The 15,825-nt window shown below is 44.7% G+C and carries 11 protein-coding genes; 10 read left to right on the forward strand and 1 reads right to left on the reverse strand.

What is annotated here, in order from left to right; translation table 11 throughout:
- Positions 1-8 precede the first annotated feature (8 nt).
- From ABDW16_RS06510 to ABDW16_RS06525, 4 genes are all read left to right on the forward strand, one after another.
- Positions 9-2,261 (forward strand): RelA/SpoT family protein, encoded by a 2,253-nt coding sequence (locus ABDW16_RS06510; RefSeq protein ID WP_343668528.1) that lies wholly within the window; start codon positions 9-11, stop codon positions 2,259-2,261.
- A gap of 122 nt (positions 2,262-2,383) precedes the next feature.
- Complete coding sequence (locus ABDW16_RS06515) at positions 2,384-3,673, forward strand: adenylosuccinate synthase (RefSeq protein WP_343668529.1); 1,290 nt, start codon at positions 2,384-2,386, stop codon at positions 3,671-3,673.
- Positions 3,674-3,781: 108 nt separating this feature from the next.
- Positions 3,782-4,240 carry a hypothetical protein gene (locus ABDW16_RS06520; protein WP_343668530.1) on the forward strand — a complete coding sequence of 153 codons (459 nt, stop codon included), beginning with the start codon at positions 3,782-3,784 and terminating at the stop codon, positions 4,238-4,240.
- 72 nt (positions 4,241-4,312) lie between these two features.
- Positions 4,313-5,554 (forward strand): anthranilate synthase component I family protein, encoded by a 1,242-nt coding sequence (locus tag ABDW16_RS06525; protein ID WP_343668531.1) that lies wholly within the window; start codon positions 4,313-4,315, stop codon positions 5,552-5,554.
- On the opposite strand, the gene ABDW16_RS06530 is transcribed toward ABDW16_RS06525, so the two are convergent.
- Complete coding sequence (locus tag ABDW16_RS06530) at positions 5,544-6,464, reverse strand: TIGR01777 family oxidoreductase (RefSeq protein ID WP_343668532.1); 921 nt, start codon at positions 6,462-6,464, stop codon at positions 5,544-5,546. The genes ABDW16_RS06525 and ABDW16_RS06530 overlap by 11 nt on opposite strands.
- 185 nt (positions 6,465-6,649) lie before the next feature.
- Here ABDW16_RS06530 and ABDW16_RS06535 point away from each other — a divergent pair, with 185 nt between their 5' ends.
- The 6 genes from ABDW16_RS06535 to ABDW16_RS06560 all read left to right on the forward strand — a co-directional run bounded on the left by ABDW16_RS06535 (position 6,650) and on the right by ABDW16_RS06560 (position 15,825).
- Entirely contained in the window at positions 6,650-8,164 is a 1,515-nt protein-coding gene (locus ABDW16_RS06535) for a hypothetical protein (RefSeq protein WP_343668533.1), read from the forward strand.
- 235 nt (positions 8,165-8,399) lie between these two features.
- Positions 8,400-8,882: an RNA polymerase sigma-70 factor gene (locus tag ABDW16_RS06540; RefSeq protein WP_343668678.1), complete on the forward strand. Its 483-nt coding sequence runs from the start codon at positions 8,400-8,402 to the stop codon at positions 8,880-8,882.
- A 68-nt stretch (positions 8,883-8,950) separates the two neighbouring features.
- Positions 8,951-9,871 (forward strand): FecR domain-containing protein, encoded by a 921-nt coding sequence (locus ABDW16_RS06545; RefSeq protein WP_343668534.1) that lies wholly within the window; start codon positions 8,951-8,953, stop codon positions 9,869-9,871.
- Positions 9,872-10,059: 188 nt separating this feature from the next.
- Entirely contained in the window at positions 10,060-13,593 is a 3,534-nt protein-coding gene (locus ABDW16_RS06550; RefSeq protein ID WP_343668535.1) for a SusC/RagA family TonB-linked outer membrane protein, read from the forward strand.
- A 10-nt stretch (positions 13,594-13,603) separates the two neighbouring features.
- Positions 13,604-15,187, forward strand: a complete 1,584-nt coding sequence (locus tag ABDW16_RS06555; protein WP_343668536.1) for a SusD/RagB family nutrient-binding outer membrane lipoprotein — start codon at positions 13,604-13,606, stop codon at positions 15,185-15,187.
- 26 nt (positions 15,188-15,213) lie between these two features.
- Positions 15,214-15,825 carry a hypothetical protein gene (locus tag ABDW16_RS06560; protein WP_343668537.1) on the forward strand — a complete coding sequence of 204 codons (612 nt, stop codon included), beginning with the start codon at positions 15,214-15,216 and terminating at the stop codon, positions 15,823-15,825.

A 15,825-nucleotide genomic window follows, 5' to 3' on the forward strand; every position in this document is an offset into this window, starting at 1 on the left:
TAGTCCAGATGGATACAGTGGCAGTCAAAACATATAACCTCGACGAGGAACAAGAGAAAAAAGAAATCGTTCGTCATTACCGTGCTTTGTTACGCGCTTTGAAACCGCGCCTGAAGAAAGGTGATCGCGAACTGGTTCGCACTGCCTTCGAAATGGCAGCAGATGCTCACAAGGAAATGCGCCGTAAATCAGGTGAGCCCTATATATTACATCCCCTGGCTGTAGCCCAGATCTGTGTGGATGAAATAGGTTTGGGCGTTCGCTCTGCTATCTGCGCACTCCTGCACGATACTGTAGAAGATACAGAAGTGACGCTGGAAGATATAGACCGGGCTTTTGGGCCTGAGATCGCTCACATCGTGGACGGCCTCACCAAAATATCGATCGTGGTCGATTCCAGTACCAGTACCGCACAGGCGGAAAACTTTAAGAAGATCCTGCTCACCCTGGCAGATGACCCCCGTGTTATCCTGATCAAGCTGGCAGACCGCCTCCACAACATGCGTACCCTGGATAGCATGAGCCGTGAAAAACAGCTCAAAATCGCATCCGAAACCGTCTTTATTTACTCTCCGTTGGCTCACCGCCTTGGCTTGTATAATATCAAGTCCGAGATGGAGGACCTTTCTATGAAGTATACGGAACAGCAGACCTATCGTGACATTGCCCGTAAACTAAAGGAAACCAAGCGTGAGCGTACCCGTTATATCAACGAGTTCATCAAACCAATCAAAGAAGTTCTCCAGGAAGAGGGATTGAATTTCGAAATATTCGGAAGACCCAAATCCATTCATTCTATATGGAATAAGATCAAAAAGAAAGGTATCACTTTCGAGGAGGTGTACGACCTCTTTGCGATCCGTATTATCCTGGACTCTCCCATTGACAAGGAAAAGTCTGATTGCTGGAAGGTGTATTCCATCATTACCGACTTTTACCACCCCAGCCCTGAGCGTACCCGCGACTGGTTGAGTAATCCTAAGTCTAATGGATACGAAGCCCTGCACGTAACTGTAATGGGGCCATCCGGTAAATGGGTGGAAGTGCAGATCAGGACCAAGCGTATGAACGACTACGCCGAAAAAGGGTTAGCTGCTCACTGGCGCTACAAAGAGGGGAGTAACCAGAAGCAGGATACTGAGAACAAATTCGATCAGTGGTTCACCCAGATTCGTGAGATCCTGAATAACCCTGATTCCAATACCCTGGATTTCCTGGCCGACTTCAAAAGCAACCTGTTCACAGAAGAGATCTATGTATATACCCCCAAAGGGGATCTCAAGATCATGCCGGTCAACTCTACGGCGCTGGACTTTGCCTACGCTATTCACAGTGCGGTAGGTAATAAATGTATAGGCGCCAAGGTGAATTATAAACTGGTACCTATCAGTCATAAACTGCGCAGCGGGGACCAGGTGGAAATCATTACCTCCAATAAGCAGAAGCCTTCTGAAGACTGGCTGAATTACGTACTTACCGCCAAGGCTAAATCCAAAATTAAGGACGCCCTGAAGGAAGAGAAGCGTAAGGTAGCTATGGATGGTAAGGATGTGCTGGAGCGGAAACTGGATCACCTGAAGATACCTGCCAGTCAACATAATATTAATGAACTGGTACAATTCTATAAGCAACCTTCTCCACTCGACCTGTATTACCAGATTGCGGTGAAGAATATTGACCTGAAAGAATTGAAACAATTCAATGTATTGGGTGATAAGCTGGAGCCACCCAAGCCGGCACCGGTGAAGGCACCGGAACACATTTCTGAAGACCACATCAGGCACCAGTTACCTTCCAAGAAGGATGCGGAGCTGATTATCTTTGGCGAAAGTTCTGACAAGATCGCCTACAAGCTGGCTAATTGTTGTCGTCCCATTCCGGGCGACGATGTATTTGGGTTCATCACTGCCAGTGAAGGATTGAAAATACACCGTACCAATTGTCCGAATGCTGCCCAGTTGCTGGCCAATTATGGCCACAGGGTAGTGAAGACCAAGTGGGTGAAAAACAGGGAAATTTCCTTCCTCACCGGCTTGCGCCTGGTGGGTATGGATGATGTAGGGGTGATCCACAAGATTACTAATATTATTTCCGGAGAATTAAAAATAAACATTGCAGGGTTGACAATCGAATCCAGGGAAGGGCTGTTCGAAGGGCTGATCAAAGTGTTTGTGCATGATAAGGAGGAACTGGATGAATTGTTGCAGCGCCTGGGCAGGCTGGATGGTATTCAGTCAGTAAACCGGCTGGAAGACGAGTAAAATATTAAAGGGTTGCCGGCTGGCGGCCCTTTTTTTTGTCATTTGACAACGAGGTATAATTGTAATTATTCCATTTTCCCCGTAATTTTGCCACTTCTTTTTAAAATTCAATATCAATTCATATGGTAGATGTTTTGCTGGGCCTGCAGTGGGGCGACGAAGGCAAGGGAAAGATTGTGGATTATTTCGCAGGCAATTATGATATCATTGCCCGCTTTCAGGGTGGTCCAAATGCGGGGCATACCTTATATATCGACGGTCAAAAAGTAGTATTGCACACGATCCCCTCCGGCGTGTTTCACAAAAACATCATCAACCTGATTGGAAACGGGGTAGTATTGGACCCTGTAACTTTCAAGAAGGAATGTGATAAAATCACTGCGCTGGGCGTAGATCTGAAAGCTAACCTGTTTATCGCTGAGAGAACGCACGTAATTGTGCCTAGTCACAGAGCGCTGGATAAGGCTTCAGAATTGTCTAAAGGAGCAGATAAAATCGGTTCCACCCTGAAAGGGATCGGACCTGCCTATATGGATAAAACAGGCCGTAACGGTTTGAGAGTAGGCGATGTACTGCGTGCTGACTTCCAGGAGCGATATGCCAAACTGAAAGCAAAGCATGAGCACCTGCTGGCGGGTTATGACTTTGCTGCGGAAGTAAGGGCTGAAATTGCAAACGATATCGCTGAGTGGGAAGCTGAATTCTTCCAGGCTGTTGAATTCCTGAGGGGAATGAACATAGTAAATGGTGAGTATTTCCTGAATGACCACCTGAAAGCTGGTAAAAAAGTATTGGCAGAAGGTGCACAGGGAAGTATGCTGGATGTGGATTTTGGAACATATCCTTTCGTAACTTCATCCAACACGATCAGCGCAGGTGTATGCAGCGGTTTAGGTATCGCGCCGTCATGGGTGAAAGAAGTAATTGGTGTAACCAAAGCATATTGCACACGTGTAGGTAGCGGTCCGTTCCCTACAGAACTGCATGATGCTGTAGGCGAAAAGCTGCGTAAAGAAGGGAATGAATTTGGTGCAACTACCGGCCGTCCACGTCGTTGTGGCTGGATTGACCTGGTAGCACTGAACTATACCTGCATGCTGAGTGGTGTGACCCAGCTGGTGATGACCAAGAGCGACGTACTCGATGTGTTTGAAGAAGTGTACGCCTGTACTGCATATGAAATAGATGGAAAACAGACGAAAGCGATGCCTTTCCAGATCAATGATCTGGATGTAACGCCAATCTGGGAAAAATATAAGGGCTGGAGCGATGAGACTGCTGCGAAAAGCAAGACCTTCAGCGAGTTACCTGCCGAGATGAAAACCTTTGTAAAAGCTGTTGAAACTTACCTGGGAGTTCCTGTCAAATATGTGTCCAACGGGCCTGGAAGGGATCAGATACTGCCACAGTAAAATACTAAAAAATTACAAAAAAAAATCGGCAAAAAAAATTTGGCTAATCAAAAAAACTGTTAAAACTTTACGCTAAAGTAATACGCTAAAGACTTAAGTGAACCTATTATGAAATCAAAATCTGATAACGAAAAAGAGACCAAAAAGACGAGTTCTCCAAAGACTACTAAAGCAACGCCTAAAGCTGCTAGTAAGCCCAAGAAGGAAGAGGAGGACGAAGATGATGAGGATGAGGAGGAAACTCCCCGTAAGTCTGCTGCTTCTAAAAAATCAGATAAGCCGGCCTCAAAATCAAAACGTAAATCTGACGATGACGATGATGACGACCTGGAAGACGATGATGATGATCTGGACGACGATGATGATGATAATTGGGGAAAATCCGAAGATGAGGATTACGATCCTGACTTCGAAGAGTTTGACATGCCTAAACCTAAGAGCAAACGTGGCCGTCCTGGAAAGAAAAGTGTAGATGACGATGACGACTTGGGCATCGACGATGAATTCAAAGACATGGGCCTGTTTAACGACAGAGGTGGCTTTGACGATGACGACGACGATTTTTAAGCACTAAAAATCAGCATTATCAGGATATTTCACCATTTCCCGGTTAATGATCCAACGTTATTTAAGCAACAGATGTTGAATTGGGGTAACCAGTGCAACATCTGTTGTTTTTTAGACAACAATCATTACTCTTCTGCTTACAACCGGTATGAAGCCATTCTGGCTGCTGGCGCTATCGCTACTCTCCATTGCAATGCCGGCACTGCCTTTTCACAACTGCAGCAATTTTACAACACGCATTCCGACTGGCTCTTTGGCCACCTGGGATATGACCTCAAGAACGAAGTATTTCATGGAATGACTTCCGGAAATGCCGATGGCTTACAATTGCCCGACCTGTTCTTTTTCAGGCCGGAAACTGTTTTATTACTGAAAGGAAAAGAAGTAAGCATAGGAGGATGGAACATGGACCAGCAGGCAGCCGCAGCGATATTTACTGCTGTGCAGCACACAGTGATCAGCACTGTGACCAAAGCCGTGTCTAATACAGCCATTTCAGCGCATTTAGATCGTGCGCAATACCTGCATGCCGTTCGTGGTTTGCAGGAGCATATCCACAGGGGAGATTGTTATGAAGTGAATTTCTGTCGTGAAAACTTTATCCGTGATACAGCTGCTGAACCCCTTGAACTGTTCAGGCGTCTGAACCAGCTTTCTCCCGCTCCATTTTCTGCTTATTACCACTTTGACGATAAGTTCCTGGTATGCTCAAGTCCTGAGCGTTTTCTTCAGAAAAAAGGTCCTTTGCTGATATCCCAGCCAATTAAAGGCACCATTAAAAGGGAGGGCGATGTAGTGAAGGATAAACAGCGCCGGCTGGAGTTATTGCACAACAGCAAGGAGCGGGCTGAAAATGTGATGGTAGTAGACCTGGTGCGCAACGACCTTTCGCACACTGCGCTACAGGGTACGGTGCAGGTAGCAGAACTCTTTGGTATTTATTCTTTTGCGCAGGTACACCACATGATTTCCACTGTAACGGCTATGCCTGATCCTTCTCTGCCACTCACCGAACCAATTAAACAGGCATTTCCCATGGGCTCTATGACAGGTGCGCCTAAAAAACGGGTACTGGAGCTGATTGAGCAATATGAACAATCCAGGAGAGGATTATACTCCGGAGCTGTAGGATATATTACCCCGGATGGGGATTTTGATTTTAACGTAGTGATCAGGAGTATTTTGTACAATGCAGGCAACAGATACCTGTCGTTTCAGACAGGATCTGCCATTACTTATTATGCCAGTGCTGAACAGGAATGGGAAGAATGCCTGCTCAAAGCAGCTGCCATGATAAAGATTATTACTGCTTAAAGAAATTTTCCATCGCACTCCTGATATCAGGATAGGAGAACACGAACCCCGTATTACTGATTTTAGCAGCAGAGACATTCACACTTTTCAATACCTCTATACTCATTTCACCTAAAGCCAGTTTCAGGGCAAATGCAGGTACGTATACAGGGATAAAGCTCTTGCCCCGGGCCACCTGTGCCATCGTCATTACCAGTTCCTTGTGTTTTACCGGATTAGGGGCTACCGCGTTGTAGATGCCTTCCAGGTCAGGGTTCACAATGCCGCTCAGGTATAGCCTGACCAGGTCATGGATATGAATCCAGGACACCACCTGCTCCCCATTGCCAAGAATGGTAGCAAAGCCGAATTTCAGTGGTTTATAGAATTCCTTCAGGGCGCCGCCTTCGGGGCTGAGTGCGATACCAGTGCGGAAGATGAGTACTTTCTTCTGCAGGGACTGCATTTTCAGTACGGCATTTTCCCAGGCTACACAGGTAGTGCTCAGGTAATCGTCGATGGGAGGATCATTTTCGGTAAAGGGTTCACCACCTTTATATGGGCCATAATAGCCGGTAGCAGAGGCACTGATGAATTTCTTAACCTTATTGGCCGTACGGGAAAGGGCATTGAAAAGCAGCTCGGTACTTTGGGTACGGCTGTCAAGGATCTCTTTTTTGCGGGCGGCTGTCCAGCGTTTATCAGCTACGTTGGCGCCTGCCAGGTGAATGATGTAGTCTGCCTGGGAAAGGGCAGCTTCATCAATAGTCTGGCGTTGTACATCCCAATGTGCATAGGTAACCAGCCCGTTTTCTGCGGGGAGGTCTGTTTTTCTGCTCAGGATAATGACTTTATATCCAACTTCTGTAAGCAACCTGGTGAGTGCGCGGCCTACCAGCCCCGTACCACCTGTAATTAAGACCGTGTCCATAATTAAGCTCAAAATTACTGTTTATTTATATCAATTTAGGTGCCGGGGAGCCGTTAATAATGGTTTTGGTGTTGGTAATCCGTAATTCCTTATTTTAGTGTAACCGGTACGCAGGGATACAATGAATTCCAGTGATTTACCGTTAAATCTATATTCTAAAACTGCAGTAATTTAAATAAATCAGCATGCGTATATTATATCTCTATGCTTTACTGTTTTTGTTGAGTGGGGCGGTAATGGCTCAAAAGATCACTTATACGGAACCAGAGAAGGATGATTACAAAAGCACCGAGTTTGAAATTATCGGTCGCGTATCAGGCAATATTCTGGTGTATAAGAGTGACAGGGGCGATTATGTAGTGTCTGTGTACGACAATGCTATGCAACTCAAAGACAGGGTAAAGCTGGACTTTCTTCCCAAAAAACTAATCAGTGTCGACTTTATCAATTATGCTGACAAGGTATATATGTTATACCAGTTCCAGCGTAAAGACGCTGTGTACAGCTTTTGTGCTACCATGAACGGGGAGGGGAAGTTTAACGACGCCCCGGTAATGGTCGATTCCACCCGCATTGGTTATTATGCCAAGGATAATAACAAAGTGTATTCTGTAGAATATTCTGAAGACAAAAGCAAAATCCTGGTCTACAAGATCAACCAGGACAAGGAGAATGACAACGTATTTTACACCTTCCTGTACGACAGTGCTTTCCATTTTATGAACAACAGCAGGTTGTCACTGCCCATGGAGTCAAAGCGGAGTTTCCTCAGCAACTTCAACCTGACGAATGAAGGTGACCTCATTTTCAATAAACTGGAGCGTACGAATAACCGGGATTATATTGTAAGCGGCAGCCTGGTGATCAAGCGTGCAGCAGTGGATAGTTTTGAAACTGTGCCGATGGAACTGAAAACGACCCTGCTGGATGAGGTGAAGATGAAGCTGGACAACAACACCCACAAAGCATTGGTCACATCTTTCTATTACAGGCAGAAACGGGGCAATGTGGAAGGCTTGTATGTAAGCAAATACGACTATGCTGCCAAGACCCTGCTGTATGAAAAAGAGGTAGTATTTACACCTGAGGTGAAAAGCAGGGCTAAAGGAGAATCTTCTACTAATGCTGCTTTCAACGATTACTTTATCAGGAAGATCATCAACACCAAAAATGGTGGATTCATTCTGACCGCGGAATCTTTCTATACTTCCTCCAGGAACAACCAGCCATGGAACAGGTGGAACTATATGTATGGTCCTTATGGTATGTATACTCCATACTATTATTCTCCTTATTCTCCCTGGTATTACAACCCATGGTATAATAACTATAATGTAGGTAACAGGTACCATTATGACAACATCGCCGTGCTGTCAATAGATGACGAAGGTAACCTGCTGTGGAGCAACATTATCGAAAAGAGCCAGTTCGACGACGGGTCAGATTTAAACCTTTCTTACCTGATGGTGAATATTGGCAGTGAATTGCGATTCCTGTACAATGAACTGAACAGAAGAGATTTTATGGTAACAGATAAGGGCATTGAGCCGGATGGCACTACCTCAACCAAACCTACGCTGAGAAACCTGGATAAAGGCTTTACCTGGATGCCAAGGTATGGTAAGCAGATCAGTGGAAGGACGGTGCTGGTACCATGTGTATACAGAAGTTATATCTGTTTTGCTAAAGTAGACTTTTAGCAGCAGCAATTTGTTAGAAAGCCACTTTTGCCGAAGGGTAAAAGTGGCTTTTTTATTTACAGAAATGTAAAAAATTAGATAAATAGCTATGAATTATTGAATTTTTTTTGTTTGTTTATAGTATCAACCACTTCTCTCAGCCAAAATCGTCAATATTATTAAAAAAATAAATACATACAGTGCGACTGATAGTATTGCCTTATTAATAAATGGCGATAAGGGGGCTTATGAGGCTATTTACAATGAATACTGGCCCCGGTTATTTGCTTATGTGTACAACAGGTTGAAGTCTAAGGAAATTACAGAAGAAATCATCCAGGAAGTATTTTTTTCCCTCTGGAATCGCCGGGGGGAGTTATCGCTCACCCATTCGCTAAACGCCTATTTATTCACGGCGGTGAAGTACCAGTTATTTAACTATATGAAGGCGGACAAAGTGCGGAGGGCCTATGCCAGCAGTTATGCCCAATTTGTGGATGCCGATCATAGTAATGAACAGTATATGGCATATGCGGACCTGGTCAATGCCGTAGAGAAGGAAGTATCGCGCCTCCCTGAAAAATGCCAGCAGGTATACCGCATGAGCAGGAATGAGCATCGATCTATACAGGACATTGCCACTGCTTTGAACATTTCGCACAAGACTGTGGAAAACCACCTGACAAGGGCACTGAAGCACCTGCGTATTGCCTTCAGGGAATATTTCTGGCTGTTTTAAATTTTTTTTTGATTGTCATTGGGTGTTTGCCCTTTCTCAGTTTACTTACTATATAGAAAACAGGCTTGATGAATAGTAAGGATTTCAAACATATTCTCGATCAGTATACCGATGGCCAGCCAAATGAGCAGCTGGAAGCATGGCTGGATGCCATGGAAGATAAAACGGCATTCGACAGTTTGTCTCCTGAAGAGTTGCAGGCATCAAAGGATGCGACATTCCGGAAGTTGCAGCATCGTATTGCGCATAAGCGACCTGTATTCAGTTTATTAAAAATAGCTGCAACTATAGTGGTACTCATTGTAGCCGGGTTTTTATGCAGGAATGTGTTGCTCAACCTGGTAGCGCCGCACCGTAAAACTTATGCCACCAGCGTAGAAGGAAAGATTACAAAACAGATTTTATCTGACGGTACCATCGTGTGGCTGAAGGGGGAAAGCAAACTGGTATTCCCTGTTAAATTTGGCGGTCGGGAAAGAGCGGTAACATTAGATGGTGAAGCCTTGTTTGAGGTAGCGAAAGATGTGCATCATCCATTCCTCATTTATTGTGGATCTCTTACTACCAGCGTATTAGGAACAAGTTTTAATATAAAGAAAACCGGGGAGGTGGTCGCGATTTCAGTACTCACCGGTGCCGTATCCCTCAATGGCAAGAGCATATTGCATGAACATGAAAACGCCGTGTATTCAGAAAAACAAGCCACTGTGACGAAAGGTCACGCCACCAGGGAAGCCGTACATGAATTTACCAAAGGGACAGAATACGACATGGCATTTAATGATGCCAGTATGGAAGATGTGATTCAACGCATCGAAAAGAAATTTGAAATAGATATTCAAACCGGCGACACTGCTATTGCCAACAGCCTGTTCACAGCAGATTTAACAGACCAGTCTTTAAGCACTACGATGGAGATGATTAGCCAGGCACTCAACCTGGAAGTGACAATCAAAGGGAAGACCGTAATAATGCAACCAAAAAAATAAGTCGTCATGAATATAGGAAGGATCACACAAAAAAATAATTGCCTATGACAGTAGCTGCACTACAATTGCAACAGTACAGGATGTAATTCCCTGTTAATAAAGAATGATGCCCCTGCATGCACTACGCGCAAACGTGGTCAGGGAATGCTTTGCCTTAATCAACCAGAAATCTACAAAGTAATTCGTCTATGAGTGTAAAAGCTTTTATTACCAAAGGCCTGCGGATGGCGCTGCTTGTCTGTCTCTGTGGGAAGATGGTCCATGCCCAGAGTATTCTAAACAAAAAGATCTCGCTACAGGCAGATGATGTTAGTCTGCGGAATGTACTCAGCCAGATCAAAAACAAAGCTGATGTAAAATTTGTGTACAGCTCCAATCACATTGCCATGGATACGAAAATAAGTGCCCGGGCAAAGGATGAGGAATTGGGAAGTGTGCTCAATAAAGTATTAGGTCAGCTGGATATAAAATATATTGTGAATGACGGTTTCATTATTTTAAAAGATTACAGTGAACAAAATGTTATTACCGTTCCGCCAGCAGATACCGTCATCAGGGGAAAAGTATTGAGTGAAAACGGCGAACCTTTTCCCGGCACTACGATTGTGGAAAAAGGAACCAACAATGGCGTCACTTCCGGCGGCGATGGCTCTTTCACATTGAAAGTAAAATCCGGCGCCACACTGGTAGTCACTGCTATCGGCTATCATGTGATGGAAATACCAGTGGGAAATGCAGCCCTCATTCAACTGAAAGCAGCTGTAAAACAATTGCATGATGTAGTGGTAACAGCAGCTGGTATCGCCCGCCAGAAGAACAGTCTGGGGTATTCGGTGAGCACGGTCTCGTCCGATAAGTTAGCTCAGAAATCAGAACCTGATCCGGTGCGTGCCTTACAAGGTAAGGTAGCTGGTGTAAATATCCAGTCTGCAGGTGGTGTAGCTGGCGGTGGTACCAATATCACTATTCGTGGTAACTCTTCGCTGAATGGAAACAACCAGCCGCTCTTTGTTGTAGATGGGGTACCTTTTGATAACAGTACGTTTGCAAACGTAGGTGCATCTACCGTAGGAGGTGTGGGAGTGACCAACCGTGCTTTTGATCTTGATCCTAATAATATTCAAAGCATGACGGTGCTGAAAGGTGCAGCTGCTGCGGCATTATATGGGTCAAGAGCAGCGAATGGTGCCATCATCATCACCACAAAAGCAGGTAAAAAGAAAACGCGCAAAGGCACAGAGATCACTTATAATGCCGGTTATTCTTTTGAACAGGTAGCAGGCCTTCCTGAATATCAAACAAAATATGGCCAGGGTACTAACAATGATTATCGCCAGGGTGTATATGCCTCCTGGGGACAACCTTTTGAAGGTGTAGAAAGTATGTTGCCTACCCGCTCCACTATTCCGCATCAGCTGACCAGGCAATTTTCGTCTGCGGTATTTCCTGAGTTTTATGAATCAGATGGTACCACCCCCATACAGGTGCCTTACCGTTCTTATGCCAAACAAAATGCAAAGAACTTTTTCCGTACCGGTAATGTATTTGAAAATGCGATCTCCATTTCGTCAGGTACAGAAAGAGGCAACTTTACCGCGGGTTTTTCCAACACAGATAACAAAGGTGTAGTTCCTGAAAACGAAATAAAACGTACCTCTGTGAATATTGGTGGTAATATCAAACTTGAAAATAAATTCTATGCCAGTGGCTCCATCAACTACGTGACAACCCGGCAGAAGACCCCGCCAGTAGGGGGACTCACAGGTTCTATCATGTCTACACTGATGTATGTGCCTACCAGCTATGACCTTACCAACTATCCCTATGAAAACCCTATTGATGGTAGTAACGTGTATGATTATACAGGTGTTGACAACCCTTACTGGTCTGTAAAACACAGTCCGAATACCAGTGATGTGGACAGGTATTATGGTAACCTGATTGTTGGTTTCGATCCCTTCACCTGGCTCAATGTTCAAAATACAATCGGTTTCAACGCCTATACCGATCGTAGAATGAGCGTGAGAGGTAAAGGTTCTTCTTCTTACTCCGCAGGTAGCATCACCACCGACAATATTTACAGGCAGGAACTGGATAATACCTTGTTATTAACAGCCACGCACGCTGTAACATCCGATATATCTGTACGCGCCATTTTAGGTAACAATGTGAACCAACGCTTTACAGACAGGAAAGCATTTTATGGGGATAATATCATTGTAGCAGACCTGCATGATATTAACAATACAAGTTCCATCACCGGTGTACAACTTACCAATAACAGGAACCTGCTGAAGCAAAGGTATTATGCCTTCTTCACGGATATCACCTTTGACTATAAGAATTATTTATCTCTGAACCTCGTAGGCCGTAATGATATTTCGTCGACATTGCCTGCTAATAACCGTAGTTATTTTTATGGTGGTGTGAATGGATCACTGGTGTTCACAGAAGCCTTTCAGTTGCCCAAAGATGTGTTGAACTTTGGTAAGGTAAGAGCTGGTTATACCCGCGTAGGTAATGAAGCATCGCCTTATCAGACGGCCGCCTTCTACCAGATCAATGCCATCCTGGGTGGGGCGTCTACACCATCCAATGTTGGCCTGCCATTTACACCTGCCGGTGGTAGTACTTATAATATCGTGACACAGTCCAACCTACTCACAAATGCCAACCTGAAACCAGAGTTTATTACCGAACTGGAACTTGGTACAGAGTTACAATTCTTCGACAACCGGGTTGGTATTGATTTCACTTTCTACAACAAGCGTAGTACTTCGCAGATCTTTGAAGTAACAGCAGCGCCTTCTTCAGGTTATACCACGCAGATCCTGAACCTGGGTGAGGCGACTAACAAAGGGGTAGAGATTGGTTTCAATGCATCGCCGATACAGAAGAAGAACGGTTTTAACTGGGATATCAATGCCAACTTTACCCGGAACAGGAACATGATCAAGAACCTGGGTGGCTATGAGAAATTTAGTTATGGTGGCACGAATGGTACCAGCAGCGTGCACATTGTAGGTAGTCCTTATGGTTTGATTCAGGGTACGGCCTATGCACGTGATGATGAAGGGAACATCCTGATAGATCCCAGTACGGGTAAGCCACTGGTATCTGGTTCACTGAAAGCCATTGGGAATCCTAATCCTGATTTTATAGTTGGCATTACGAATACCTTCCGCTTCAGAAACTTTTCATTGAATATACAATTCGACTGGAAACAGGGTGGGCAGATGTATTCCAATACCGTGGGCCAGATGATGTCGCGTGGTGTGACCCGTGATACAGAGAAGCGTGAATTCCAGATTGTATCGCCAGGTGTGCTGGGCGATGCAAATACCCTGAAACCCTTGCTGGATGAAAATGGGAATAAGATCAAAAACAATGTGGCTATGTCTTATGAAGACCACTTTTTCAACGGCGGTATGGGGCCCGGTGGTGTGATGGAAGGCTCCATCTTTGACGCGACTGTGTTCAGGTTAAGAGAAGTTGGGTTGGCATATGAACTGCCAAAGAGTTTCCTGGGTAAAACTCCCTTTGGATCTGCCAGCATTTCAGTAACAGGTCGTAACCTGTGGTACAATGCGCCGAACTTCCCTAAATACAGCAATTTCGATCCTGAGGTAAGTTCTTTGGGTGTAGGTAATTCACAGGGTTATGATAACCTGTCTGTACCTACTACCAAAAGATTTGGTGTCAATTTAAGGTGCTCATTCTAATTGTATGATTATGCAGTCAAAAACACTTTTATATACTTTTCTCATAGCGGGACTTTGTTCCTGTAAGAAGTTTGTAGATATCAATACAGACCCGAACAACCCGACAACTGCACAGCGCTCCCTGTTGCTGCCGTCTACCGAAGTATCGATGGCTGCCAACATGTATGAGTTGAACAGTGGCACGGAAACTTTTATACAACATACTGTTTTCTCTTCAGACCTGGGTCGGTATCAACAACAGGGTACCAGCTTTGATGAGCCATGGGATGGATTTTACAGTCAGACGCTGAATGACCTGGAAGCCATTATCAGTAGTGGTACGGCGGAAAATGACTGGGGATATGTGGCCATTGCGAAACTGGAGAAAGCTTACCTGGTGAGCCTGATGGTAGATATGTGGGGAGATATTCCTTACACTGAAGCAGAGAATGGACAAACCAATGTAAGTCCTGCATTTGATAAGGGTGCAGATATTTATGAAAGTGTACTTACGTTGATCCAGGATGCAATTGCGGATGCGAATAAAGTCACCACTACCACATTGGTACCAGCATCTGCTGATATGATGTACAGTGGTACCAAGACTTCCTGGCTGGCGATGGCGCACTCACTGCAATTGAAATTGTACAACCAGATCAGATTGGTGGATGCGACCCGTTCTGCTACTGCTATCAAGGCACTGGTGACTGATTCTACTCTGATCAATAGCAATACCCTGGATTATACTTTCAAGTTCGGTCCTTTGCAGAATCCGAACAACAGGCATCCATGGCACCGTTCAGAGTATCAATCCAGCAAGACGTTCTATATGAATCAGGCGTTTATCGATCTGCTGTTTAATAATGATGATCCAAGGTTGCGTTATTTTATCTTCAGACAAAATGCAACAGCGGGGCTGAATAACTCTACAAACAGCAATGGTTATTACGGTCGTAATCCTGGTGATGGCACAGCGGCTCCTGCGGATTTGAATCGTCGTTCCACATTTGGGATTTACCCGGCTGGTGGTTTGTATGATGCGACGCCTATCAATAATCTTCCGGCTACGAACCTGTACCTGACCAATACAGATGCCACAGGTAGTGTAAAGGTAGTGGCTTCTACAGATGGAACAGGATCAGGTATCATACCACTGATTACAAATGCGATGGTGAAGTTTATTCGTGCAGAAGCTGCACTGACATTGGGAACAGGGGATGATGCCCGGCAAAATTTTGCAGATGGAATTACGGCTCATCTGAATAGTGTAAGTACATTCAGTTCTACAAGAGGAGGTGTGACGATGTCAACTGCAACCATCACTGGTTTTGTGAATAAGCAATTAGCTGCTTACGATGCAGCAGATGATGCCGGTAAACTTTCGCTGGTAATGACACAAAAATACATCGCGACTTATGGCAATGGCATGGAGACATATAATGATTACCGCAGAACAGCATTACCTGTATTGCGCACGCCATTGTCGCCACTCAATACTTTCCCGCTGCGCCTGTATTATTCACAGACAGAGCTGAGTGCCAACACCAGTCTGGGGGATGATGTGAGCAGCCTGCAGGTGGCACAGCAAATTACGCCGGTGTTCTGGGATAAATAAGATACTTATCAACCAAATTATTATTTATGAAGCCAATATCCGTTCTTTTAATACTAATGATATGTGCCTGTAAAAAAGCACATTATGAGTGGGAAGATTATCAATATACTGCGGTACCGATTGTAACGATAGATACCACCAAATCTGCATTGCCTACAAGGCAGGCTGGGAAGGTAGTTTTCTTCAATAAAAAGGATGCTAACCTGGCATCGCAGCAATTTTCATTTACTTTGGAATGGGCGGGATTTAACAAAGCTACGGTGACTTCAATAGAAGTATACAATAGTTACAACAAAGCAGAGAGCAGTGTGCCCGCTTATCCATTAGTGATCTCCTCACCGGGTAACCAATATACCAATATAGCACAGTTTCCGCTGCCCAGTATTGTAGGAACGAATGACCATTTATACGAAACTGTCACAGAGTTCCCAAAAACTTATATCTTCACAGCAGCGGAATTAGCTGCACTAAATAATGTTGACCTTAGTGCAGTGGCTGTCAACGATTATTTTCTTTTTAAATTCATTTTGAACCTGTCTGATGGCAGGCGGATTGTCACCTTCTACAATAATATCTGTGATGAATCCCGTGGCGAACCGGGAGACTGTCGGGTTGGCGTAAGATTTAAAAACCAGTAA

Origin of the sequence: Chitinophaga sp. (assembly GCF_039596135.1) — a bacterium.
Taxonomy (GTDB): Bacteria; Bacteroidota; Bacteroidia; order Chitinophagales; family Chitinophagaceae; genus Chitinophaga.

Bases quoted from the DNA above. Each gene is read 5' to 3' on its own strand.
- ABDW16_RS06510 (WP_343668528.1), top strand. From the start codon at position 9: ATGGATACAGTGGCAGTCAAAACATATAACCTCGACGAGGAACAAGAG.
- ABDW16_RS06515 (WP_343668529.1), top strand. From the start codon at position 2,384: ATGGTAGATGTTTTGCTGGGCCTGCAGTGGGGCGACGAAGGCAAGGGA.
- ABDW16_RS06520 (WP_343668530.1), top strand. From the start codon at position 3,782: ATGAAATCAAAATCTGATAACGAAAAAGAGACCAAAAAGACGAGTTCT.
- ABDW16_RS06525 (WP_343668531.1), top strand. From the start codon at position 4,313: ATGTTGAATTGGGGTAACCAGTGCAACATCTGTTGTTTTTTAGACAAC.
- ABDW16_RS06530 (WP_343668532.1), bottom strand. From the start codon at position 6,464: ATGGACACGGTCTTAATTACAGGTGGTACGGGGCTGGTAGGCCGCGCA.
- ABDW16_RS06535 (WP_343668533.1), top strand. From the start codon at position 6,650: ATGCGTATATTATATCTCTATGCTTTACTGTTTTTGTTGAGTGGGGCG.
- ABDW16_RS06545 (WP_343668534.1), top strand. From the start codon at position 8,951: ATGAATAGTAAGGATTTCAAACATATTCTCGATCAGTATACCGATGGC.
- ABDW16_RS06550 (WP_343668535.1), top strand. From the start codon at position 10,060: ATGAGTGTAAAAGCTTTTATTACCAAAGGCCTGCGGATGGCGCTGCTT.
- ABDW16_RS06555 (WP_343668536.1), top strand. From the start codon at position 13,604: ATGCAGTCAAAAACACTTTTATATACTTTTCTCATAGCGGGACTTTGT.
- ABDW16_RS06560 (WP_343668537.1), top strand. From the start codon at position 15,214: ATGAAGCCAATATCCGTTCTTTTAATACTAATGATATGTGCCTGTAAA.